Source organism: Streptomyces sp. Ncost-T10-10d (genome assembly GCF_900091955.1).
Taxonomy (GTDB): domain Bacteria; phylum Actinomycetota; class Actinomycetes; order Streptomycetales; family Streptomycetaceae; genus Streptomyces.
Genome location: NZ_FMDF01000205.1, coordinates 19,772 through 41,163, shown reverse-complemented (window position 1 = coordinate 41,163; position 21,392 = coordinate 19,772). Strand labels below are relative to the sequence as shown.

The following is a 21,392-nucleotide window of genomic DNA, read 5'->3' as shown; positions in this document are numbered from 1 at the left end:
GGCGCCCTTCTGCTTCAGTAACCGTCGCGAGTCTCTGCTGAAACCATCCTTCCCCGTGCTCGCACGGGGTCTGCGAGTAATTGTGCCCATCGAGGGCTAACCGGAACGATTAATTCCGCCGATTGTCAGATCCGACGGTATCGGGTGAAGAGGAACCCGGCCTCTTCCAGCATCGATGTCAGGGCGAATCGTTCCGGCACGGCCACCGAGGGGCCACCGGCGATCCGCTGCGCGTCTCCGGCGGTCAGCATCGGCGAGAGGGTCAGACAGAGCTCGTCCAGCGCCCCGGCCGCCACGAACTGGCCCAGCATCCTGGGTCCGCCCTCGGTCAGCAGCCGCTTGAGTCCGCGGTCCGCCAGCTCCCGTACGGCCCTGGCGGGGTCCACCCGGGAGCCCTCCCCAGCGATCACCACCTCGGCGCCCGCCTTCCGCGCCTCCTCGATCCGGTCCGCAGGGGCTCCGTTGCCGGTCAGCACGAGAGTCGGGACGAGCGGCGAGACGAAGAGCGGCAACGAGAAGTCGAGGTCCAGGCTGCCGCTCACCACGGCGATCGCCGGTGCGGGCCCCTGCCCTGCCGCTGCCCGGCGGGCGGCGAATGCCTCGCGGGCCCTGGCGGGCCGGTAGCCCTCCAGCCGTACGGTCTCCGCTCCGGCCACGACCACATCGGCCAGACCGCGCAGGGTGCCGAAGATCCGCATGTCGCTCTCGCAGGAGATCGGCTGCGAGCGCCCGTCGTGCTGAGCGGCGCCGTCGAGCGTCGAAACCATGTTGGCGCGCAGCCAGGGGCCGTCCTGCTCGGGGTAGGAGTAGGCGTCGGCCAGATGGTCCAGACTCCACTCCCCCTCGTCGTCAGCCGGTGTCAGGTCGGTCACAGGGAAGAGGCGTCGCATGTTCTGCAGTCTGGCACGGCGCTTAAGGTTGAGAGTTGTGTCGTCCTCCACCGCCGTGCCGGGGCAGAGCCCCATAGCCGAAACGGCCCCGCTGTCCCTGTGTGCCCGTGAGCCGCACGTCCCCGCCGACCGCCTGGTCGCCGAGATGGTGCCGCCGCCGCGCTTCGACTCCGTACGCTTCGATACGTACGTCCCGGACCCGAACCAGCCGAGCCAGGTCGAGGCGGTCACGGTCCTGAGCGGCTTCGCGGCCGGGCTGGGCGGGGCGCACGCCACCGGCTCCGGCAAGAACAGAAGAGCGCGAAGCGCATCCTCGGAGGGGTGGTGGCGGGCGACGGGTGGGCGGTTCAGCAAGAAGCCGGCGGCGCCCGCGGCACCTCTCGGGGTCTACCTCGACGGCGGCTACGGCGTCGGCAAGACGCACCTGCTGGCCTCCCTCTGGCACGCCACGCCCGCCGCGCCGTCGCTGAAGGCGTTCGGCACCTTCGTCGAGCTGACAAACCTTGTGGGTGCGCTGGGCTTCCAGCAGACCGTGCAGACGCTGAGCGGGCACCGGCTCCTGTGCATCGACGAGTTCGAGCTGGACGACCCGGGTGACACGGTACTGGTGTCCTCGCTGCTCAGCAGGCTGGTCGAGGCAGGGGTCGCGCTCGCCGCCACCTCCAACACGCTGCCCGGCAAGCTCGGTGAGGGCCGGTTCGCCGCCGCCGACTTCCTGCGGGAGATCCAGGGGCTGTCCTCGCACTTCCGACCGCTGCGGATCGACGGCGAGGACTACCGCCACCGTGGACTGCCCGAGGCCCCCGCGCCGTACTCCGACGAGCAGGTCACCCAGGCCGCGTACGCCACCGAGGGCGCCAGTCTGGACGATTTCCCCTCGCTCCTCGACCATCTCGCCCGGGTCCATCCGAGCCGCTACGGCGCGCTGACGGACGGACTGCGGGCGGTCTGCCTCACCGAGGTCCAGCCGGTGCCGGACCAGTCGACCGCGCTGCGGCTCGTCGTCCTCGCCGACCGGCTGTACGACCGGGAGGTTCCGGTGCTCGCCTCCGGGGTCCCGTTCGACAAGCTGTTCAGTGAGGAGATGCTGAACGGCGGGTACCGGAAGAAGTACTTCCGGGCGATCTCCCGGCTGACGGCGCTGGCGCGCGACGCAAAGGGTCTGGTGGCGCAGTAGGTTCGGGGCGTACCACCCTTCGGGGGCGTATCACCGAGGTGCCCCGGCGCACCTCGTATCTCCCGTATCACCGCGCACACCGTTTGAAGGGATCCAGCATGGCTACCACGCGTCAGGCGCACACGGTCTGGGAAGGCAACCTGATCGAGGGCAAGGGTGTCGTCACCCTCGACTCCTCCGGCATCGGCGACTACGAGGTCTCCTGGCCGTCCCGCGCGGAGAAGGCGAACGGAAAGACCAGTCCCGAGGAGCTCATCGCGGCGGCACACTCCAGCTGCTTCTCGATGGCGCTGTCCAACGGCCTGGCCACCGCCGGCACCCCGCCGACCCGGCTGAACACCCGGGCCGAGGTCACCTTCCAGCCCGGTACCGGCATCACCGGTATCCACCTCACCGTCCAGGGCGAGGTGCCGGGTCTCGACGAGGCGGGCTTCGTCAAGGCCGCCGAGGACGCCAAGGCGAACTGCCCGGTCAGCCAGGCGCTCACGGGCACGACGATCACGCTCTCCGCGTCCCTGGCCTGACCCCACGGGCCCCTGCGGTCCCCTGACACGCACGAGGCTCAGTGACCCGCGTGGTTCCCGCGCGGCGATACGCGTGGTACACACATGCGGGTCACTTCTCCTGTCCGCCAGCAGGGAGTTGCCTCATGTCATCAGCAGCAGCACGACACCTCGCAACACGACGACAGGTCCTGGCCGGCAGCGGCGCGGCCGTTGCCTCGATCGCCTTCGCCGGGGCGTTCTCCGAACTCTTCGCGGGTACCGCCGCCGCCCGTGGACACGGTGGTTACGGCCCGCTCGTGCCCGACCCGGACGGCCTGCTCGACCTCCCGAAGGGCTTCCGCTACCGGGTCCTGTCCCGGGAGGGCGACCCGCTCCGCTCCGGCGAGGGCCAGGTCCCCAGCAACCACGACGGCATGGCCGCCTTCACGGGCCGGCACGGACACGTCCGTCTCGTACGCAATCACGAGAACCGCACCACCGGAAGAATCCCGGTCCCGACCGTCGAGGGCCTCACCTACGACCCGATGGGCAAGGGCGGCTGTACCGTCCTGGAGCTGGACGGCCGCAACAACGTCCTCGGCGAACGCGTCGCCATCGCCGGTACGGCGGTGAACTGCGCAGGCGGCCGCACCCCCTGGAACACCTGGCTGACCTGCGAGGAGACCGAGGACAAGGCCGGCACCAACGGCTACACCAAGGACCACGGCTTCATCTTCGAAGTGGACGGCGCCGATCCGCACCGCACCGGGGCCGTCCCGCTCACCGCGATGGGCCGCTTCCAGCACGAGGCGATCGCGATCGACCCGAAGAGCGGGATCGTGTACGAGACGGAGGATGCGTTCGACAAGCCGTTCGGGCTCTTCTACCGCTTCCTGCCGAGGAAACCGCTCGGCGGGACAGGCTCGCTGCGGGCCGGCGGCCATCTGGAGGCCATGCGGGTGCCCGGCGTCCCCGACCTCTCCGTGATCCAGGAGACCGGTGCGAGTTTCGAGGGTATCGAGTGGGTTCCCGTACCGGATGCACAGGCAGCCGGGACCCCGATCCGGTTCCAGGACTTCGGCCCGAAGGGCATCACGCACGCGCAGAAGCTGGAGGGCTGCTACTGGGGCGGGTCCGCGGTCTACTTCGTCTCCAGTTTCGCGCACAGCTCGCAGGGGTCGGCGGCCGACCACTACGGCCAGGTGTGGAAGTACGAGCCGAAGCGGCGCCGTCTCACGCTGGTGATCGTCTTCGGTCCCGGTACGGACGTGCAACTGCCCGGCGAGTCCCCCGACAACATCTGCCTGTCGTCCGACGGCGGACTCATGGTGTGCGAGGACGGCGACGGCGCGCAGCATGTGTTCGGCCTGACGCGGGGCGGCGAGGTGTACGCGATGGCGCGGGGCCGGCAGAACATCGGGACGTCCGAGGAGCCCGCGTGGGGCGAGTTCGCCGGGGTCACGTTCGCTCCGGACGGCGGGACGATGTTCGTCAACTGCTATACGCCGGGGACGACGTTCGCGGTGACGGGGCCGTGGCGCTGATGCGTTGATGTGCAGGGGGCGGGCAGCTGTTGCCCGCCCCCTGCACAATACGGGGACGGGCTCCTGAGAAGTCTTCTACCCATGGGTGAACGCCCCGTCCGCCGTGCGCAGATGAGGTCGTCCGGCGGCAGTGGCCCGGTACTTGCGGGACTCGTCGCGGTCGATGACGACACCGACACCGGGCAGGTCGCTGCGCTCGACCCGTCCGGGGAGGACCGTGGGCCGTTCGATGAAGGGGCCGGCGACGGCCGGTTCGGGGGCGCGATCGCCGCCGCCCGGCCGGGCCGCACCGTCGCGCTGATCAACAACCGGCCCTCACCGCGGAACCGGCTGCCGGTGCCCGGGATCTGTGGACGTGCCTGGAGGTCCGGGACGCCGCACGGGCCGCCCTGCTCGCCCTCGACGTACCCGGGCCGGGTGCGCACGCCGTACATCTGTGCGCGCCCGAGACCCTCGTGCCGGCATGACTGATCAGACACTTCTCGGCGGCGGCTCCACGGCCGGAGTGAATCCGAGAGCGACTTCGATGCGGAGGATCACTACATACAACTATCAGTCAGGTCATCCGATACTTTCCGTGAGTGATGAACTCTGTACGGAATCTGACGGCTCTGACTGTCCTGGGCACGGTGCTCGGCGGCCTTGCCGGGTGCGGGAGCCCGGGAGGTTCCCCGGCTGCGGAGCGTACGCCCGTTGTCGCCGACGCACCGTCGCAGACGGCCTCGGCACCACCGCTCGTGAGCGCACCCCCCGCCGCGACGGAGCAGCCGCCCACCATGACACCGGGCCCGGGCGGGCTGACGCCGGTCTTCACGCGCGGGGCCGAGACGGCCGGGAAGGTTGTGGCGCTGACCTTCGACGCCGATATGACGGCCGACGAGGGGCCGCGTGCGGCTGCGGGCGAGCACTTCGACAACCCCGCACTGATCGCGCTGCTGCGCCGGCTGAAGGTTCCCGCGACGGTGTTCATGACCGGGCGGTGGGCCGATGAGTACCCGACGCAGGCCCGGTCCATCGGCGCCGATCCGCTCTTCGAGATCGCCAACCACTCGTACAGCCACTACGCCTTCAAGTCGCCCTGTTACGGGCTGCCGACCGTGGCGAAGGGCGAGATGCGCGGCGATGTCGAGCGGGCCTTCGCCGCGTTCCGGAAGGCCGGTGTGCGCAATGTGGTGCCGTACTTCCGCTTCCCCGGCGGCTGCTACGACGATGCGGCGCTGCGCGCGCTCGCGCCCGAGAAGGTGACGGCGGTGCAGTGGGACGTCGTCAGCGGCGACGCGTTCGCGACGGATGCGGACGCGGTGGCGCAGCAGGTGTTGAACGGGGTGAAGCCGGGCTCGGTGGTCGTCATGCACTGCACCCGCAGCGCGGCACCGGTCACGGACGAGGCGGTGCGCCAAGTGGTCCCGGAGCTGCGCAGGCGCGGGTACCGCTTCGTGAAGGTATCCGACCTGATGCGAACGCGCCCTGCCTAGCCGGAGCACGCCGTGCGCTGGGCCTCCTGCCATTCGCAGACCGGGCAGAGCGTGACGCCCTTGACCGACTCCGGGTACTCGGTCGGCTTCCGGCACAGCACGCACTCGGCGTACGGAGGTCCCGCGGCGGGTGCGGGGGCCACGGCAGGCGTTTTGCAGTACGACTCGTCCACGCGTACGCCATTGCGCTCATCCATGCGCAGGAGCCTACTCAGCCGCGCAGCGAAGTGAGCCTGCAGGTGAGCGCGGCCACCGCCGCTGCGATCGCGGCGGCTGCGACGAGCGGCAGGAGCGGCACGTGCACCGTGCCGGTCTGCGAGCCGGTGACCAGGCCCGTCACGGCGTGGTTCGCGGGCGAGCCGCTGGTCACCAGGGCCAGCAGTGCGGCGAGCACGGTGGTGGCGACGGACCAGCCGCGCCGGTGCAGCAGCGGCCGGGTGCACAGCGCACCGACGGCCGCCCCCAGCAGCACGCAGCAGACGGCGGCGAGCAGTCCGGCGAGCCCCGCGGGCAGCAGCGGCACCCGGACGGCGTTGTCCGCGCTGACAGGCTTGCTGATCAGCAGCACGATCGAAGTGGCGACCGCGCCCAGCAGCCCGGCGCACCCCAGCGCGGCGAGCAGCGACGCCAGATGGACCCGCGGCGATCCCGCCACCGCGGCGGTGACGGTCCGGGCGGCGGGCGGCTCCTGGTCGACACAGAGCTGTACGAGCCAGGCGGTGACGGGCAGGAGCCCGGCGGCGGCGTATCCGAGCGAGTCGAGGACGGGCTGCCCCGACTGCACGCCGATGCCGAGGAAGGCCGCGTACAGCAGAACGGGGGCGAGCCAGCGCTGGGAGCGGATCAGCAGGGCGGTCTGGTAGCGGAGGAGGGCGGTCATGGTGCCTCGGGGGTCGAGCGGGCACCGGGGGCCGGAGCGGCCTCCGGCCCCGTAGCGGCGCCGGGGGTGGTCGTCAGGTGTCGGATGTGCCAGGGCGGGCGCGCGGCGAGCAGGGCGCGCAGCAGCGCGTCGGAGTGCGTGGCCGCGACGGTGAGCCGTACGGCCCCGTCTGCCGCGGGCGTGCGCTCGGGCGTACCAGGCAGCCCGGCGGGGAGTGCCGCGCCCGGTGGGCCCGCCGCCTCGATGCGTACCTGCGGCCCGGTCCCCTCGGCTCGCGTCATGGGTACGGCGGCGAGCCCGTGCCCCTCGACCCGGAACGCGGCGTCGACCGCCCCGGCGAGCCGGCGTGGGTCGTGGTCGACGAAGACGACGGTGGAGCCCGCCGCGACCCGCTCGGCCACGGCCCGGTCCAGCTCGTCGCGGGCCGCGGCGTCCAGGCCGGTCCATGCCTCGTCCAGGACCAGCAGCTCCGGTTCGGCGAGGAGCGCCTGGGCGACGGCGACCTTCTGGCTGGTCCCTTTGGAGAGTTCCGGAAGAGGTGTACGGGCATGGCCGGCGGCCCCGAAACGGGCGAGCCACGACTGCGCCCGGTCCGCCGCCTCGGAGGTCCGCAGGCCGTGGACCCGGCCGAGGTGGACCAGGTACCCGGCCGCGGTGAACGGCAGCGCGGCCGTGAAGCGCTCGGGCACGTACGCCGTACGGGGCCTGCGGCCGGTGATCCGGCCCTCCGTCGGGGCGTCGATCCCGGCGAGCAGCCTCAGCAGCGTCGACTTGCCGGTGCCGTTGGCACCCTCGATGCGGATCAGGGTGTGCGAGGGCAGGTCGAGGTCGACCCCGCGCAGGACCCATGGTCCGCCGAGGCCGTACCGACGGCCCACCCCGCTCAGGTTCAGTTGGCCGACGCCTTCTCGGGCTTGAGCTCGCTGGGCCGTACGATCACGAATCCCTCCCCGTCCAGACGCAGTTGGACGGCCTCTCCGGACCCGCCGCGCATCATGGAGCCGAAGCTCTGCGAGCGGTGCAGCGATGTGGTCAGGTTGGCGCTCCAGCCGACCACCGCGTCCGTGTCGACGCACACCGGCTGCTGGGGCGTGACGGGTATCACGATGGGGTGGCCCTCACACATCAGGCCGAGCTTGCCGTATCCGGTGAAGACGCTGTTGAAGATGCCGCCGCCGGTCATCCCGGCGCCCTTCACGGTCTTGATCTCGTAGGAGAGCGTGGCGTCGAAACAGAGCACGTTGCGGCCGTTGATGGTGAGGACGTCGCCCTGCTCCATGTCCACGATGAAGCAGTTGGCGGCCTCGTGCGCGAACCAGGCCTCGCCCTGGCCGCGGACCGCCATCAGCGGCAGCCCTTCACCGGTGACGGCGCGCTTGAGCATGCCACCGAGGCCCTGGCCCTTGCGCTCGAACTGCAGATCACCGCGGAAGGCGATCATCGATCCCTGACGGGCGTGCATCTCGCCGTTGACGGCGTACTTGATGGATTTGGCGTTCTGCAGGGTCATGCCGGGGGCGGTTGCCTGCTGCGCCATGTTCTCACTGGAAAAGAGATCGCTCTTCATGCGGGGCATCCTCACCCGGAGCGATTCATTCCGCCAAGAAGCGTTTCTCGGGCGGCTGGCAGACTGGGCCGAGTGAGCGACAACGACACCCCCGTATCCCCGTCCGAATCCCCGGCCACGTCCTACTCCCCCGCGGCGGACAGCCCGTTCAGGTCCGAGCGGACGCGCCGCGACGAGGCCCGGCAGTACGTGCTGCCGCTGGTCGTGCACATCGAGAAGACGGCTCCCCCGGCCCGTACCGACGCGCTGCGGACCGCCGCCCGCGCTGTGCTCGTGATGCTCTCCGACGAGCGGTCGGCCGACGAGGGCGAGTGGGCGCAGGCGATGCGGGACTGGCAGGACGCCCGGATCCGCAAGGTGGTGCGCCGGGCGCGCGGCGCGGAGTGGCGCAAGGCGTCCGCGCTGCCCGGTATCACGGTCACCGGCGAGAACGCCGAGGTACGGGTCTTCCCGCCCGTGCCTCTGGACGGCTGGCCGAAGGAGCTGGCGAAGCTCCAGGTCTCGGGGACGGATCTGGACGACCCCGAGCCGCCGGCCGCGCCCGACACCGCGGGTCCGGTGCTGTGGCTGAACCCGGACCTGGACATGTCGGCGGGCAAGGCGATGGCGCAGGCCGGGCACGGTGCGCAGCTCGCCTGGTGGGAGCTGTCGGAGACGGAGCGCAAGGCGTGGCGCGAGGCGGGCTTCCCGCTGTCGGTCGCCACTCCGGAGGCGGGCCGCTGGCAGGAACTCACGGTGAGCGGGCTTCCGGTGGTGCGTGACGCCGGGTTCACCGAGATCGCACCGGGGTCGTGCACCGTGGTCGCCGACCATCCCGCGCTGCGCGGCTGAGCGGGAGCGGGGCCGCTCCCCCTTGTCCGCGGGGCGCGTTGAACATCCGGTGCGGTGATACGTACCTCCCGGTACTGCCGTACCGGCAGTATTCGTCGCCGTCATGCCCCGGCCCGGGAGAGACCTTGTTGCGACACATCAACGGAACGGCTCTCGTCATCGCGGCGCTCGTCGCCACGCTCGGCGCGCTCGGTCGGCCCGACAGGCCGCCCGCTCCGGCCGGCACAGCCGTACCGCCGGTGCCGGTGCCGGCGGAGCCGACCGGGACATGTCGTTCACCTCGCGGCCCTCCACGATGCCGATGCCCTGACCACCCCGGACCGGGAACCTCAAATCAACCTCTGAACGTCACCCTCTTCGGATTCACCGCCGCCCGCCGGGGCCATTAGCCCTGCACGGGGTGGAGGAGGGGGACGACATGAAGCTGGGAATCGGCATCGGCTGGAGGCCGGAGATCGCGGACTCCGTCGAGGCACTGGCGGGGATCGACTGGGTGGAGGCGGTCGCGGAGAACATCTGCACCGACCATCTGCCCGATTCGCTGGTGCGGCTCAGGGCACGCGGTGTCACCGTCGTACCGCACGGCGTCTCGCTCGGCCTCGGCGGAGCCGAGCGCCCCGACGCGGGTCGGCTCGCGGATCTCGCGGCCCGGGCCGAGCTGCTCTCCACGCCGCTGGTCACCGAGCACATCGCGTTCGTACGGGCCGGGGGGCCGCGTACCGCTTCGCCGGGGCTGGAAGCGGGGCATCTGCTGCCCGTGCCGCGGACCTGGGACGCGCTGGACGTGCTGTGCGAGAACGTACGGATCGCGCAGGACTCGCTGCCGGTGCCACTGGCACTGGAGAACATCGCGGCGTTGATCTCCTGGCCCGACGAGGAGCTGACCGAAGGGCAGTTCCTCGCGGAGCTGGTCGAGCGAACCGGCGTCCGGCTGCTGATCGATGTCGCCAATCTGCACACCAACCACGTCAACCGCGGCGAGGACCCGGCGACCGCACTCGACGAGCTGCCGGTGGAGGCCATCGCGTACGTACATGTGGCGGGCGGTGTCCAGAAGGACGGTGTCTGGCACGACACCCACGCCCACCCGGTCACCGAGCCCGTGCTCGATGTCCTCGCCGAACTGCGCTCCCGGGTCGACCCGCCCGGCGTACTTCTGGAACGGGACGACGACTTCCCGCCGGCCGAGGAGCTGGCGGGCGAACTGATCACGATCCGCGCCACACTGGACCGGGCGGCTGCCCTCGGTGCCGGTGCGTCGGCGCACGCCGGGACATCCGTATCGCGATCGGCCCGGACCGCCGGTCCGTCCCCGGAATCCGTGCGCGACCGGGTCGCGGTCGCGCAGACCGCGTTGCTCTCCGCCCTCGTCGCGGGCACCCCGCCCCGCAGGGCTTCGACCACCGGCGTCTCGGGATCCAGAGCCGTGCCCTGGCCGCCAAACGGGCCGGGGTCGTCGCCAAGGTGGCACCCGAGCTGCCGGAGATTCTGGGCGCCGGCTACCGGGACGCCTTCCTCGCCTACGCCCGGACCCGCCCCATGTCCGCCGGCTACCGGCGCGACGCGCTGGACTTCGCCGAGCAGCTGCTGATCGCCGGCCGGCCCACCGACGACGCGGCCCGGCGCCGGCTGACCCACTGGTGGCAGGACCGGGCCGCGGCGCGACCGCCGCGCCGCTCCACCCGGCTGGTACGAGCGGCCCGCGCGGCCCTGGTCGGAAGGTGATCGGCATGAACACCCTCGCAGTGCTGGTGGATCTCGGCATCGTGGTCTCGTCGGTCCTCCTGATCGTGGGGCTCGCCCGTGCCCGTGGCGGGTCCGACGGCCCCGCCCACGACCTCTTCGAAGTCGCTTTCCTGAACGGTGGTCCGGGCAGGGTGGTGGACACCGCGCTCACCGCTATGCAGACGGACGGGCGGATCGCCATCGGCGGTCCCGGCATCGTCGCCGTCCAGCAGATGGAGGCCGGTGACCCGGTGGAGCGTGCGGTGCTACAGGAACACGCCGTGGCACCCAGCGGCGCGCTGCACACCCTGCGCGACGCGGTGATGCGACACCCCGCGGTGCAGGAGATCGGCGACGGGCTCGCGGCCCGCGGTCTGCTGGCCTCGCCCACGACGAGCCGTACATGGCGCCGCTGGGGGATCGCGCAAGGGCTGGTCTGTGTACTGGCCATCCCGCTCACGGTCGTGATGACGGCTGTGCAGTCCACGGACGAATACGCGGCCGACGTGGACTTCTCCGTACCGTTCGTCTTCAAAGTCCTCCCCTTCCTGCTGGTCGGCTTCCCGATCGGCTTCGTCTGCACCGCCATCGCCCGGGGGCGGGTGACCAAGGCGGGGCGCCGGGCCGCCGAGGCGTACCGCACCGCCCATGCGTACAACCCGCACCCGGCGCATCTGGTGGCCACGCACGGACTGCGGGCCCTCCCCGATCCCGTACTGCAGACGCAGCTGATCGCGGCGGCCCGGATGCGCCCGGCGGGACGGCACCTGCACCCGGGCTCGCGCTCGTCCTCGGACTCCTCCGGCATGTTCGTCGCACCGGCGGTGTGGTGCGCCGGTACGGGCCCCGGCAACGGCAGCTGCGGAAGCGCCAATGACGGCGGCAGCAGCGGAGGCGGCGGCGGGTGCAGTTCGGGGTCGAGCTGTGGTTCCGGGTCCAGTTGCAGCTCAGGGTCCGGCTACGGCGGGTCGAGCGGCTCCAGTTGCTCCAGCAGCAGCGGTTCCAGCTGCGGAGGCGGGTCCAGTTGTGGCAGCAGCTCATGAGCGACGGCGGCGTCCCGCTCCTCGGCCCACGCCGCCGAACCGTCCATATGATGAACAGGCCCTGGCGTCCCACGCCCGTCCCGCATAGAAATCCGCCATGCTCTGGTTACTGTTTCTGCTGGTCGCATGGGGTGCGGCAGCCATCTCGTGCATCGGGCTCTGTATCGTCGCCGCCCGCACGGGGCTGCTGCACGACGCATCCGCGGATTCCGCACGGAAGGGGCCGGACGGTCCTGAACTGACCCTGTACGAGACCGCGTTCCTGGCCGGCGGCCCGCACCGGGTGGTCGATCTGGCACTGGTCACCATGCATCTGCGGCGGCGGCTGCTGCTCGCCCACACCGGGTGGGCGACGGTCGTCGACCCGGAGGGCCGGGACGAGATGGAACGCGCGGTGATCCGTGCCATCGGTCCGCGGGGCCGGTCCCCCATACCGCCGGTCCGGAGGGCCGCGGCGGCTGCCGAAACCGTGCGCGCCCTGGCCGACCGGCTCGTCACCGCGGGCCTGGCCGTCCCCGGTGGCGCCGGAACCGATATCGCCGCCGCGGTCCGGGCGGTGCGCGGCGCGGCTCTGCTGGTGGTCGCGATGGGCGCTGCCGCACTGCTGACGCCCGGTCATGAGCGCGGCACCGACGGTCCGGTGGTCCCGCTGCTCGTCTGGTTCGGGCTGCCGCTCGCGCTGACGCTGGGCTGCCTGATCATCGCCCGGATGGAGATCCACCCGTACAGCTGCTGGGCCTCGCCAGCCGGGCAGCGACTGCTTGCCGCGAACGAGATCCCGGCGGCGGCAAAGAACCATGGCCTCCTGGCGGCGATTGCGGTACGGGGTGTGCGCGCCGTTGACGATCCGGCCCTGCGGTCCGCGCTCGGAGTCCGCCGTCCGTCCAGCTGATCGCTGCCGGAGAGTCAATTTCTCTCACGGAACCCACCGTTGAAAAGCAGGGACAGCAGCGGCACGGCGGGCCGACACCAGGACGGGCCGATGTCCCCGCATCGCAGCCGGTGCAGTCGGTTGTCACCTTCTCCCGGAGGTAACTCATGCCCTCCCCCGTCGCAGGCTCGGCGTCAGAGGAGCAAAGGAGTAATGATGAAAATTGACCAGCCGACGTCACATATTTCACATTTCATAACGAAAATGACCAGCGCCCTGACCGGACTGATGCGAGAACGGTGGCGAGAGTCCAGCGGACTTCCTGTTGCGACCGCGTCCCGGCAACGTCACGGTCTTCCGTCCACAGCATGCCCTTGCAAACGCCATAGTGGCTGAACAACCCGCCCTGCCGTTTCCCTGGTGGTCGGTCGGCACCGCCCCGGGACCTCGGAGCAGAAGAGAGCCCCCGGTGAAGAACATGGTTGAGCGGCTACGCGCCTCACCGGAGCCTGCGGCCGACGCCTCGGCCCGGCCGGCAGTGTCCGCCGGCGACTGCGGGCTGCTTCTCATCAGGATCACGTTCGGCCTGCTGATGGCCGGACACGGCAGTCAGAAACTCTTCGGAATATTCGGTGGTGACGGCCTCACCGCCACGGGCAAGGGGTTCGCCGCACTGGGCTACCACCCCGGGACTGTCTACGCCGCCATCTGCGGTGGCTCCGAGCTCCTGGGAGGCATCGGTCTGGCTCTGGGACTGTTCACGCCACTGGCGGCGGCTGCCCTGATCGGCGTGATGATCAACGCCATGGTGACCGTCACCGCGGCACACGGTCTATGGGAAACACAGGGTGGCATGGAGTACAACCTGTGCATCGCGGTCGTCGCACTTGCCATCGCCGCCATCGGCCCCGGACGGCTCGCTCTCGACCGGCCCTTCCGCTGGGGAAAGGGTGGTTGGCGTGAAGCCGCCTTCGCGCTGTGCCTCGGCGGCATCGCCACCGTCATCGCGCTGAGCCTCTAGCCTCGTCGCCTCGGTTGAGGCGGGGCCTGCCGACGCTCGGCGGTGGGAAGTGCGAGTCCCCGCACGTCGCCGTATGCGCGATGCCCGCATGAAGATGTCGCGCGGAGCACTCCGGGATGCGCCTCCCGGCAACTCGAAGAGACCGCTGCCCCGTTCGAGCTCGGCACCTTCCACAGCACCGCGGAGAAGAACCGTGCTCCGCGTGCTTCTCTGTGGGTTCCGGGGTCGCCGCAGGTCGAAGCCTGCGGCGAACCCGGAGCCGAACCCGGTGTCGCTGGAACGACGGGCAGCGCGGAACGCGCCGGTGCCCGTCGTCTGATCTTCCGGGTTGGGGTGGTCGGAGCCCGCTCGCTACGCGAGTCCGGCCACCAGGTCTGCAACCGACTTCCTGCGCCCCGTGTAGAACGGAACCTCCTCGCGGACGTGCATCCGCGCCTCGGAGGCCCGCAGGTGGCGCATGAGGTCGACGATGCGGTGCAGCTCGTCGGCCTCGAAGGCGAGGATCCACTCGTAGTCGCCGAGCGAGAAGGAGGCGACGGTGTTGGCCCGGACGTCGGGGTAGCCACGGGCCATCTTGCCGTGGTCCGCGAGCATCCGGCGACGGTCCTCGTCCGGCAGCAGGTACCAGTCGTAGGAGCGGACGAAGGGGTAGACGCTGATGTAGTTGCGCGGCGTCTCGTCGGCCAGGAACGCCGGGATGTGCGACTTGTTGAACTCGGCGGGGCGGTGCAACGCCATGTTCGACCAGACCGGCTCCAGCGCCAGGCCCAGCTTGGTGCGCCGGAAGAGGTTGAACGCCTCCTGCAGTTCGTCCGCGGTCTCGGCGTGCCACCAGATCATGACGTCGGCGTCGGCACGCAGACCGGAGAGGTCGTAGGTGCCGCGGACGGTGATGTCCTTCGCCGCGAGCTGGTCGAACAGCTCCTGGACCTCGTCGGCGTAACCGGCACGGTCCGCGGGCAGGACATCGCGCAGCTTGAAGACGGACCACAGCGTGTAGCGGATGACCTCGTTGAGGTCCTTGGCCTTCTTACCGGCGTTGGGGATCTTCTCAGGCGCACTCATACGGCTATTGTCCCGCCTCGCTCCGTGTGCCCTGAACCAGGGTCGACGTGGCGATGATCTCTTCCCCGGACCCGCCGGCGAGGTCGCGGGCGATCTCGTCGGCGGCACGGTGGGCGCTCGCGATGCACGCCGGGATGCCGACCCCGTCGTAGACCGCTCCGCAGACCCGCAGGCCGGGCAGCTTGGCGACCTCGTCACGGATCCGGGCGACCCGGGAGAGGTGGCCCACGGGGTACTGGGGCAGTCCACCGATCCACCGGGTGACCTCGGTGTCCACGGGCTTCGCGGCCAGTCCGGTCGCCTCGGCGAGGTCATGCAGCGATACGTCGACCAGCTCGCTGTCCTCGCGATGCAGGTGGTCCTCCTCGCCGTACCGGCCGACGGAGGTGCGCAGGACGAAGAGGTCGGGGGCGGAGTCGGCGACCCAGTTCCACTTGTGGGTGGAGAAGGTGGATGCCTTGATGGTGCGGCCGTCGACCGGCGGCACGAGGAAGCCGGAGCGTCCGTCGAGTGCGCCGGTGCCGGCCACGTCGGAGCGGCGGAACGCCATGGTGACGAGCGCCATCGACGCGTACTCGACACCGGCGAGCTCGGCGGAGGCGGCCGGGGACTCGGCGGCGAGCAGCGTGGAGGCGGACCAGGCCGGGGCGGCGAGCACGATGCCGTCGGCGGTGATCACCCGGGTGTCCGTGCGGACGTCCCAGCCGTCGGTGGCGCGGGTCAGACCGAGGACGGGGATGGCGGTCAGGATCTCCCCGCCCGCCGCGCGTACGGCGTCGGCGACCGCGTTCGGCAGGGTGCCGATGCCGCCGTCGATGCCCTGGAAGACCGGTCCGGTCTGCTGCCGGGCCGCGGCCCGCTCCTGGATGCGCCGGACACCGTCGAGCAGCGAGCCGCCCTCCCTCACCACCTCGAAGAGCTGCGGTACGGCCGCGCGCATCGAGATCCGGTAGGCATCGCCCGCGTACACGCCGCCGAGCAGCGGTTCCACGAGCCGGTCGACGACCTCGCGGCCCAGCCGGTCGGCGACGTACGCGCCGACCGCGACATCGTCGCCGACAGGGGTCGGGGTGAGGTCGCGTTCCTGCGCGATGCGCGCGAGGCCCTCCGGGGAGAGCACCCCGCTGAGCGCCGCCGGGTCGCCGGGTACACCCATCACATGCCCCTTGGGCATGGGCCGCAGGGCGTCGCGCGTCCAGACCGATGCGGCGGCGGTGGCGGGTGGCTGGAGGCGGTCACCGAGCCCGACGGCGCGCGCCAGGGCGACCGCTTCGGGGCGCCGGGCGAGCATCGACTCGGCGCCCAGGTCGACCCGGGTACCCGCGATGTCACCGGTCATGAGTTTGCCACCGAGCCGTTCGGTGGCCTCCAGGAGGGTGACCCGCAGCCCCGCCCCGAGGAGCCGGTGGGCGGCGGCGAGACCGGCGATGCCACCGCCGATGACGACGACATGACCCGTATCTGTGTCCGCGCGGTTTATTGAACGCTGCATGCCTCCACTCTCTCAAACCTCTTCCGAGTCCTGAACGTGACCGCTTCGAAACCGGTATCGGGCAACCCGCACCACCGCTCGGCACGTCGAACCGGCATCATCAACCACCCACCTCGGGGGAGCAGTTATGCAGACAGACCGGCATCCCGGCCGTTCAGCCGTCCGTCGTTCGCGCACGATCCTGGCCGCCGGACTGCTGGCCGGCCTCCTCGCACTGAGCGGCTGCGGCGCCGGCGACACTGCGAGCGACGCGAGTTCCGGGGACAGCAAGAAGGCGATCTCCGCGGACGAGCGGGGCGCTGCGGACGCCGCGGCCGGAAAGACGGCACAGGATCCGCAGGAGACCGGCGGTTCGTCGGCGGAGAAGAAGCCCGACGCCCTGCCCGCCGGCACCCATGTCATCCGCACCGCCACGCTCTCGGTGGAGGTGAAGAGCGTGCCGAAGGCCGCCGCGGCCGCCCGCTCGGTCGCGGAGGGTTCGGGAGGTCTGGTGGCCCGCGAGGAGACGGAACGGGTCGACGACACGCATGAAATGTCACATATCGTGCTGCGTGTTCCACAGAGCGAGTACGACGCGGTGCTGCGGGATCTCGCGGGCGCCGGGAAGCTGTTGTCGCGCACGTCGTCCGCAAAGGACGTCACCGACCAGGTGGTCGACGTGGCGAGCCGGATCGCCACCCAGCGGGCGAGTGTGGCGCGGGTGCGCAAGCTGATGGACCGGGCCGAGAAGCTCACCGATGTGGTCGCACTGGAAGGTGAACTGAGCAGTCGTCAGGCCTCCTTGGAGTCGCTGCTCGCCCAGCAGGAGTCGCTGAAGGACCGCACCACGCTCGCCACGATCACGCTCGACCTCTCCGAGCCGGAGACGATGGCGAAGGACGGCGATGACGACCCCGGTTTCCTGGACGCGCTCGGCGGCGGCTGGCACGCGTTCGTCACGATGCTGCGGTGGCTCGCGATGGCGGTGGGGGCCGCGGCCCCGTTCCTGGCCACGGCCGCCGTACTCCTGCTGCTGTGGCGGCTGCTCCAGGGCCGCCTGCCCGGACGCCGCGCGCCGCGGGCGCCCGAGCGGTCCGAGTCCTCGTCCACGCCCCCGGCGTCGTAGCGTGGTCCCTTCGGACTCGGTGTCGAAGGGACCAGGCATGACGGCGGAGCGACTGGTGGTCATCGGCGGTGACGCGGCGGGCATGTCCGCCGCGTCACAGGCCCGCAGGCTCAAGGGCCCCGACGAGCTGAGCATCATCGCCTTCGAGCGGGGCCATTTCAGCTCGTACTCCGCCTGCGGCATCCCGTACTGGGTCGGTGGCGACGTCGCGGAGCGGGACGACCTCATCGCCCGTACGCCGCAGGAACACCGGGCCCGCGACATCGACCTGCGGATGCGCACAGAGATCACGGAGATCGATGTGTCCGGGCAGCGGGTGCGGGCCCTGGACCGGGAGGCCGGTGAGACGTACTGGACGGGCTTCGACAAGCTGGTGATCGCGACGGGGGCCCGGCCGGTGCGTCCGGCGCTGCCCGGCATGGACGCGCCCGGGGTGCACGGGGTGCAGACGCTGGACGACGGGCAGGCGCTGCTGGAGTCGCTGGACCGGGTGGCGCCGGGGCGCAGGCGGGCGGTCGTCGTCGGGGCGGGCTACATCGGCGTCGAGATGGCGGAGGCGATGCTGAAGCACGGCTTCGAGGTGACCGTGCTCAACCGCGGCGAGCAGCCGATGGCGACGCTCGACCCCGACATGGGGCGGCTGGTCCATGACGCGATGGACGGCCTGGGCATCACCACGGTCAACCGGGCCGAGGTCACCGCGATCCACACCGGCCCGGACGGCCGGGTCCGCGCCGTCGCCGCGGGCGACACCTCCTACCCGGCGGACGTGGTGGTGCTCGGCATCGGCGTGGAGCCGGAGACGACGCTGGCGCGGGCCGCCGGCCTCCCGCTGGGCCCGCACGGCGGCCTGCTCACCGATCTGTCGATGCGGGTCGTCGGGCATGACAGCATCTACGCGGGCGGCGACTGCGTCGAGGTCCTCGACCTGGTGGCGGGCCGTACCCGGCATATCGCGCTGGGCACTCATGCCAACAAGCACGGCCAGATCATCGGGGCCAATGCGGGCGGTGGCTACGGGACGTTCCCGGGGGTGGTGGGCACCGCGGTGAGCAAGGTGTGCAATCTGGAGATCGCCCGCACCGGGCTGCGGGAGAAGGACGCCCGCGCGGTGGGCCTGCGGTTCGTCACGGCGACGATCGAGTCGACGGGCCGGGCGGGCTACTACCCGGGGGCGCAGCCCATGACGGTGAAGATGCTCGCGGAGTACCGCACAGGGCGGCTCCTCGGTGTGCAGATCGTGGGCCGGGAGGGGGCGGCCAAGCGCGTGGACATCGCGGCCGTGGCACTCACGGCCGGGATGACGGTGGACCAGATGACCGCCCTGGACCTGGGCTACGCCCCGCCGTTCTCACCGGTCTGGGACCCCGTCCTGGTGGCGGCCCGCAAGGCGGTGACGGCACTGCGGAGGGCGGGCACCGCCTGAGCGCGCGGTGCCCGGTGTCCTCTCCCGCTCAGCGCGCGGTCCGTTCGTGCACGTACTCCACGAGCCGCGTGAGCGCGTCCGGGTCCATCGACGGCATGACACCGTGGCCCAGGTTGAAGACATGGCCCTCGAGACCTGCGGCCGCGTCCAGCACCTCCTGGGTCTTCTCCTCCACCGTCGCCGTCGGCGCGAACAGCACCGCGGGGTCCAGGTTGCCCTGGAGCGCCTTGCCGGGGCCGACGCGGCGCGCGGCCTCGTCCAGGGGAACCCGCCAGTCGACGCCGACGACATCCGCGCCCGCCTCGCCCATCAGGCCGAGGAGTTCGCCGGTGCCGACACCGAAGTGGATACGTGGGACCCCGTACGGGGCGACGGCCTCGAAGACCTTCGCCGAGGCGGGGAGCACCGAACGCCGGTAGTCGGCGGGGGCCAGCGCGCCCACCCAGGAGTCGAAGAGCTGGACGGCCGAGGCGCCGGCCTCGATCTGGACCTTGAGGAAGGCGCCAGTGATCTCGGCGAGCCGGTCGAGCAGATCCGCCCAGAGCTGCGGGTCGCCGTACATCAGGGCCTTGGTGTGCTCGTGGTTGCGGGACGGGCCGCCCTCCACGAGGTAGCTCGCGAGCGTGAAGGGCGCGCCCGCGAAGCCGATGAGCGGGGTGGAGCCCAGTTCGGCGGTGAGCAGGCCGATGGCCTCGGTGACGTAGCTGACGTCCTCGGGCGTGAGGTCGCGAAGCCGGGCCAGATCGGCGCGGGTGCGGATCGGATCGGCGATGACCGGGCCGACGCCGGGCTTGATGTCGAGATCGATCCCGATGGCCTTGAGCGGTACGACGATGTCGCTGTAGTAGATCGCGGCGTCGACCTTGTGGCGGCGGACGGGCTGCATCGTGATCTCCGCGACCAGCTCCGGCATCGTGCAGGAGTCGAGCATCGGGATGCCCTCGCGCACCTTCAGGTACTCCGGCAGCGAGCGCCCTGCCTGACGCATGAACCAGACCGGCGTGTGCGGCACGGGTTCGCGGCGGCACGCCTTCAGGAACGCCGACCCATGGGTGGCGGATGTCTTCGTCTGCTGGCCCGTGGGGCGGTCGTTGGCACTCACACACAGAATCTTCGCACGAAGCCGCAAGCAGCCGTGCCCGCCCGGGTGTCCCTCCCTGCGCGAGGCTCCGGTTCCGCCTACTCTTCCCCGCATGGCTCCGGCTCAGGGACAGTTCTCCGATCAAACCGATGGCGCTGACAGCAAGGACAGCGCGGAGGGTGGTTCCGTCCCGCCCGCGTTCCGTTCGGCAGTGGACGCGCTGCGCTCGGCGCGGCTGCGTCCCGAGCTGGAAGTGGAGCCGACGCGGCCGCCCAAGCGGCTCGCTCCGTACGCGTACGCCCTGGAGGCCGCGGTCGTGGAGGGCGAGGACGATCTCGCCGACGGCCGCCTCGTACTGCTCCACGATCCGGCCGGGCACGACGCCTGGCACGGAACATTCCGCCTGGTGACGCTGGTACGGGCCGAACTCGAGCCGGAGATGGCCTCCGATCCGCTGTTGCCGGAGGTGTGCTGGTCATGGCTGACCGGTGCGCTGGAGGCGCGCGGTCTGTCGTACGGGGAGGCGGGCGGCACGGTGACCCGGGCGGGGTCGCACTACTTCGGTGCGCTGGCCACACGACGCCCGGCGACGCAGATCGAGATCCGAGCCTCGTGGACACCGCGCGAGGGCCGAGGCGGGGTGCCGGACACGGCGGCGCATCTGATGGCGTGGGGCGATCTGCTGTGCCAGATCGCGGGCCTGCCACCATCCGGCCCCGCCGATGCCGCGGTGGTGACGCTCCCCCAGCGGCGCGGCCCGCAGGTTCCCTGAACCTGTCCTGAATCCGCCCCGAACGCTTCCCCCTTGCCGGTAACACTGCGTCACAACCATCGCAATGTCACCGGCATTCTTTTCGTACAATCGATCGCATGTCCGATTTGCCCGAATTGTTACTCACCAAATAGTGATCTTCCTCTAAAGGAGGACGGGTCTGCTGCCGAAGAGGTCAATGACCCTTCAAGCACGGTTCGCCCCGGCTTCATCCCCGAGCCGGCCCGTCCCGCCACTCCCCAGGAGGCCTGGTGTCCGTTCTCCTAGAGCAGCCCGCAAGCCTGGTCGCCTACCGCCCGAACAAGCCGACGGCCATGGTCGTCGTGGCCGACCCGCGCGTCCGTTCCACCGTCACCCGCCATCTGTGGGCACTCGGAGTACGTGACGTCATCGAGGCGTCGTCCATCGCGGAGGCCCGTCCCCGCGTCGGCAATCCACGCGACATCTGCGTAGCCGACGTCCATCTGCCCGACGGTTCCGGGCTGACCCTGTTGTCCGAGACCCGAGCCGCCGGCTGGCCGAACGGCCTCGCCCTTTCCGCCGCCGATGACATCGGCGCCGTACGCAACGCCCTCGCGGGCGGCGTGAAGGGCTACGTCGTCACCGGCACACGAACCAATATCGGCCACCCCACCCGTCCCGGCGTCGCTCCCATCGGCGCCACTGCCGCCCGTATGCACCGCCGGCCCCCCGGCACCCCGAGCCACCCGGGCGGCTACCGCGAACTGTCCGGCCGCGAGGTCGAGGTCCTCCGGCTGGTCGCCGAAGGCCAGTCCAACAAGGCCATCGGCGTCTCCATGGGCCTGTCCGCCCTGACCGTCAAGAGCCACCTCGCCCGAATCGCCCGCAAGCTCGGCACCGGAGACCGCGCAGGAATGGTCGCCGTCGCCCTGCGAACGGGCATCATCCACTGACCCCGCACCCCGGCACGTACACACCGGC

At 71.0% G+C, this 21,392-nt stretch carries 23 protein-coding genes; 15 read left to right on the top strand and 8 right to left on the bottom strand.

Features of this window, described 5'->3' with window-relative positions:
* Positions 1 to 125 precede the first annotated feature (125 nt).
* Positions 126 to 890: a pyrimidine reductase family protein gene (locus tag GA0115254_RS35085; protein ID WP_256102940.1), complete on the bottom strand. Its 765-nt coding sequence runs from the start codon at positions 888 to 890 to the stop codon at positions 126 to 128.
* A gap of 37 nt (positions 891 to 927) precedes the next feature.
* Between GA0115254_RS35085 and zapE the strand changes: the two genes are divergently transcribed.
* From zapE to GA0115254_RS35060, 5 genes are all read left to right on the top strand, one after another.
* The gene (zapE, locus tag GA0115254_RS35080) at positions 928 to 2,067 is read left to right on the top strand and encodes a cell division protein ZapE (RefSeq protein WP_093899296.1); all 1,140 of its coding nucleotides are present in this window, start codon (positions 928 to 930) and stop codon (positions 2,065 to 2,067) included.
* 98 nt (positions 2,068 to 2,165) lie between these two features.
* The gene (locus GA0115254_RS35075) at positions 2,166 to 2,591 is read left to right on the top strand and encodes an OsmC family protein (RefSeq protein WP_093899295.1); all 426 of its coding nucleotides are present in this window, start codon (positions 2,166 to 2,168) and stop codon (positions 2,589 to 2,591) included.
* Positions 2,592 to 2,716: 125 nt separating this feature from the next.
* Positions 2,717 to 4,096 carry an alkaline phosphatase PhoX gene (locus GA0115254_RS35070; RefSeq protein WP_093899294.1) on the top strand — a complete coding sequence of 460 codons (1,380 nt, stop codon included), beginning with the start codon at positions 2,717 to 2,719 and terminating at the stop codon, positions 4,094 to 4,096.
* Between the two features lie 81 nt (positions 4,097 to 4,177).
* On the top strand, positions 4,178 to 4,567 hold the full coding sequence (locus tag GA0115254_RS44920) for a hypothetical protein (RefSeq protein WP_093899293.1): 390 nt from the start codon (positions 4,178 to 4,180) through the stop codon (positions 4,565 to 4,567).
* A gap of 113 nt (positions 4,568 to 4,680) precedes the next feature.
* Entirely contained in the window at positions 4,681 to 5,571 is an 891-nt protein-coding gene (locus GA0115254_RS35060) for a polysaccharide deacetylase family protein (RefSeq protein ID WP_093899292.1), read from the top strand.
* Here the strand turns inward: GA0115254_RS35060 and GA0115254_RS35055 are convergent.
* Genes GA0115254_RS35055 through GA0115254_RS35040 form a run of 4 tightly spaced genes read right to left on the bottom strand, consistent with a single transcriptional unit; the run spans position 5,568 to position 8,018 of the window.
* Positions 5,568 to 5,768 carry a hypothetical protein gene (locus tag GA0115254_RS35055; protein ID WP_093899291.1) on the bottom strand — a complete coding sequence of 67 codons (201 nt, stop codon included), beginning with the start codon at positions 5,766 to 5,768 and terminating at the stop codon, positions 5,568 to 5,570. The genes GA0115254_RS35060 and GA0115254_RS35055 overlap by 4 nt on opposite strands.
* 14 nt (positions 5,769 to 5,782) lie before the next feature.
* Positions 5,783 to 6,451: an ABC transporter gene (locus GA0115254_RS35050; protein WP_093899290.1), complete on the bottom strand. Its 669-nt coding sequence runs from the start codon at positions 6,449 to 6,451 to the stop codon at positions 5,783 to 5,785.
* Positions 6,448 to 7,344, bottom strand: coding sequence for an ATP-binding cassette domain-containing protein (locus GA0115254_RS35045; protein WP_093899312.1), 897 nt, complete (start codon positions 7,342 to 7,344; stop codon positions 6,448 to 6,450). The genes GA0115254_RS35050 and GA0115254_RS35045 overlap by 4 nt, the downstream gene beginning before the upstream one ends.
* Positions 7,341 to 8,018: an AIM24 family protein gene (locus tag GA0115254_RS35040; protein ID WP_093899289.1), complete on the bottom strand. Its 678-nt coding sequence runs from the start codon at positions 8,016 to 8,018 to the stop codon at positions 7,341 to 7,343. Before GA0115254_RS35040 ends, GA0115254_RS35045 begins: the two co-directional genes overlap by 4 nt.
* 72 nt (positions 8,019 to 8,090) lie before the next feature.
* On the opposite strand from GA0115254_RS35040, the gene GA0115254_RS35035 reads away from it, so the two are divergent.
* From GA0115254_RS35035 to GA0115254_RS35015, 6 genes are all read left to right on the top strand, one after another.
* Positions 8,091 to 8,849 carry a peptidyl-tRNA hydrolase gene (locus GA0115254_RS35035; protein WP_093899288.1) on the top strand — a complete coding sequence of 253 codons (759 nt, stop codon included), beginning with the start codon at positions 8,091 to 8,093 and terminating at the stop codon, positions 8,847 to 8,849.
* A 418-nt stretch (positions 8,850 to 9,267) separates the two neighbouring features.
* Positions 9,268 to 10,440, top strand: coding sequence for an MbnB/TglH/ChrH family RiPP precursor modification enzyme (locus GA0115254_RS35030; protein ID WP_370740998.1), 1,173 nt, complete (start codon positions 9,268 to 9,270; stop codon positions 10,438 to 10,440).
* Positions 10,389 to 10,574 carry a hypothetical protein gene (locus tag GA0115254_RS47990; RefSeq protein WP_370740997.1) on the top strand — a complete coding sequence of 62 codons (186 nt, stop codon included), beginning with the start codon at positions 10,389 to 10,391 and terminating at the stop codon, positions 10,572 to 10,574. Before GA0115254_RS35030 ends, GA0115254_RS47990 begins: the two co-directional genes overlap by 52 nt.
* A gap of 5 nt (positions 10,575 to 10,579) precedes the next feature.
* Positions 10,580 to 11,617 carry a TIGR04222 domain-containing membrane protein gene (locus GA0115254_RS35025; RefSeq protein ID WP_093899311.1) on the top strand — a complete coding sequence of 346 codons (1,038 nt, stop codon included), beginning with the start codon at positions 10,580 to 10,582 and terminating at the stop codon, positions 11,615 to 11,617.
* A gap of 97 nt (positions 11,618 to 11,714) precedes the next feature.
* On the top strand, positions 11,715 to 12,509 hold the full coding sequence (locus tag GA0115254_RS35020) for a TIGR04222 domain-containing membrane protein (RefSeq protein WP_093899287.1): 795 nt from the start codon (positions 11,715 to 11,717) through the stop codon (positions 12,507 to 12,509).
* Positions 12,510 to 12,966: 457 nt separating this feature from the next.
* Entirely contained in the window at positions 12,967 to 13,509 is a 543-nt protein-coding gene (locus tag GA0115254_RS35015) for a DoxX family protein (RefSeq protein WP_093899310.1), read from the top strand.
* A gap of 351 nt (positions 13,510 to 13,860) precedes the next feature.
* Here the strand turns inward: GA0115254_RS35015 and hemQ are convergent, their stop codons facing one another.
* Positions 13,861 to 14,574 carry a hydrogen peroxide-dependent heme synthase gene (hemQ, locus tag GA0115254_RS35010; RefSeq protein WP_093899286.1) on the bottom strand — a complete coding sequence of 238 codons (714 nt, stop codon included), beginning with the start codon at positions 14,572 to 14,574 and terminating at the stop codon, positions 13,861 to 13,863.
* A 4-nt stretch (positions 14,575 to 14,578) separates the two neighbouring features.
* Entirely contained in the window at positions 14,579 to 16,066 is a 1,488-nt protein-coding gene (hemG, locus tag GA0115254_RS35005; RefSeq protein WP_093899285.1) for a protoporphyrinogen oxidase, read from the bottom strand.
* 127 nt (positions 16,067 to 16,193) lie between these two features.
* Between hemG and GA0115254_RS35000 the strand changes: the two genes are divergently transcribed.
* Both GA0115254_RS35000 and GA0115254_RS34995 read left to right on the top strand, forming a co-directional pair.
* Positions 16,194 to 17,171, top strand: coding sequence for a DUF4349 domain-containing protein (locus GA0115254_RS35000; protein WP_093899284.1), 978 nt, complete (start codon positions 16,194 to 16,196; stop codon positions 17,169 to 17,171).
* Between the two features lie 37 nt (positions 17,172 to 17,208).
* Positions 17,209 to 18,597 (top strand): FAD-dependent oxidoreductase, encoded by a 1,389-nt coding sequence (locus GA0115254_RS34995; protein ID WP_093899283.1) that lies wholly within the window; start codon positions 17,209 to 17,211, stop codon positions 18,595 to 18,597.
* Between the two features lie 28 nt (positions 18,598 to 18,625).
* Here the strand turns inward: GA0115254_RS34995 and hemE are convergent, their stop codons facing one another.
* On the bottom strand, positions 18,626 to 19,699 hold the full coding sequence (gene hemE / locus GA0115254_RS34990; RefSeq protein ID WP_093899282.1) for a uroporphyrinogen decarboxylase: 1,074 nt from the start codon (positions 19,697 to 19,699) through the stop codon (positions 18,626 to 18,628).
* Between the two features lie 91 nt (positions 19,700 to 19,790).
* Here hemE and GA0115254_RS34985 point away from each other — a divergent pair, with 91 nt between their 5' ends.
* Both GA0115254_RS34985 and GA0115254_RS34980 read left to right on the top strand, forming a co-directional pair.
* Positions 19,791 to 20,450 (top strand): DUF3000 domain-containing protein, encoded by a 660-nt coding sequence (locus GA0115254_RS34985; protein WP_093899281.1) that lies wholly within the window; start codon positions 19,791 to 19,793, stop codon positions 20,448 to 20,450.
* Between the two features lie 251 nt (positions 20,451 to 20,701).
* Entirely contained in the window at positions 20,702 to 21,364 is a 663-nt protein-coding gene (locus GA0115254_RS34980; protein ID WP_093899280.1) for a helix-turn-helix transcriptional regulator, read from the top strand.
* Positions 21,365 to 21,392: the final 28 nt, after the last annotated feature.

What these genes read in the sequence shown, in the direction of transcription:
- GA0115254_RS35000 (WP_093899284.1), top strand. Translation starts at nt 16,194, where the DNA reads ATGCAGACAGACCGGCATCCCGGCCGTTCAGCCGTCCGTCGTTCGCGC.
- GA0115254_RS35020 (WP_093899287.1), top strand. Translation starts at nt 11,715, where the DNA reads ATGCTCTGGTTACTGTTTCTGCTGGTCGCATGGGGTGCGGCAGCCATC.
- GA0115254_RS35040 (WP_093899289.1), bottom strand. Translation starts at nt 8,018, where the DNA reads ATGAAGAGCGATCTCTTTTCCAGTGAGAACATGGCGCAGCAGGCAACC.
- GA0115254_RS35085 (WP_256102940.1), bottom strand. Translation starts at nt 890, where the DNA reads ATGCGACGCCTCTTCCCTGTGACCGACCTGACACCGGCTGACGACGAG.
- GA0115254_RS47990 (WP_370740997.1), top strand. Translation starts at nt 10,389, where the DNA reads ATGTCCGCCGGCTACCGGCGCGACGCGCTGGACTTCGCCGAGCAGCTG.
- GA0115254_RS35060 (WP_093899292.1), top strand. Translation starts at nt 4,681, where the DNA reads ATGAACTCTGTACGGAATCTGACGGCTCTGACTGTCCTGGGCACGGTG.
- GA0115254_RS35070 (WP_093899294.1), top strand. Translation starts at nt 2,717, where the DNA reads ATGTCATCAGCAGCAGCACGACACCTCGCAACACGACGACAGGTCCTG.
- GA0115254_RS35075 (WP_093899295.1), top strand. Translation starts at nt 2,166, where the DNA reads ATGGCTACCACGCGTCAGGCGCACACGGTCTGGGAAGGCAACCTGATC.
- GA0115254_RS35025 (WP_093899311.1), top strand. Translation starts at nt 10,580, where the DNA reads ATGAACACCCTCGCAGTGCTGGTGGATCTCGGCATCGTGGTCTCGTCG.
- GA0115254_RS34985 (WP_093899281.1), top strand. Translation starts at nt 19,791, where the DNA reads ATGGCTCCGGCTCAGGGACAGTTCTCCGATCAAACCGATGGCGCTGAC.
- GA0115254_RS44920 (WP_093899293.1), top strand. Translation starts at nt 4,178, where the DNA reads ATGGGTGAACGCCCCGTCCGCCGTGCGCAGATGAGGTCGTCCGGCGGC.
- GA0115254_RS35030 (WP_370740998.1), top strand. Translation starts at nt 9,268, where the DNA reads ATGAAGCTGGGAATCGGCATCGGCTGGAGGCCGGAGATCGCGGACTCC.
- GA0115254_RS35055 (WP_093899291.1), bottom strand. Translation starts at nt 5,768, where the DNA reads ATGGATGAGCGCAATGGCGTACGCGTGGACGAGTCGTACTGCAAAACG.
- GA0115254_RS35050 (WP_093899290.1), bottom strand. Translation starts at nt 6,451, where the DNA reads ATGACCGCCCTCCTCCGCTACCAGACCGCCCTGCTGATCCGCTCCCAG.
- hemQ (WP_093899286.1), bottom strand. Translation starts at nt 14,574, where the DNA reads ATGAGTGCGCCTGAGAAGATCCCCAACGCCGGTAAGAAGGCCAAGGAC.
- GA0115254_RS35015 (WP_093899310.1), top strand. Translation starts at nt 12,967, where the DNA reads ATGGTTGAGCGGCTACGCGCCTCACCGGAGCCTGCGGCCGACGCCTCG.
- GA0115254_RS34995 (WP_093899283.1), top strand. Translation starts at nt 17,209, where the DNA reads ATGACGGCGGAGCGACTGGTGGTCATCGGCGGTGACGCGGCGGGCATG.
- hemG (WP_093899285.1), bottom strand. Translation starts at nt 16,066, where the DNA reads ATGCAGCGTTCAATAAACCGCGCGGACACAGATACGGGTCATGTCGTC.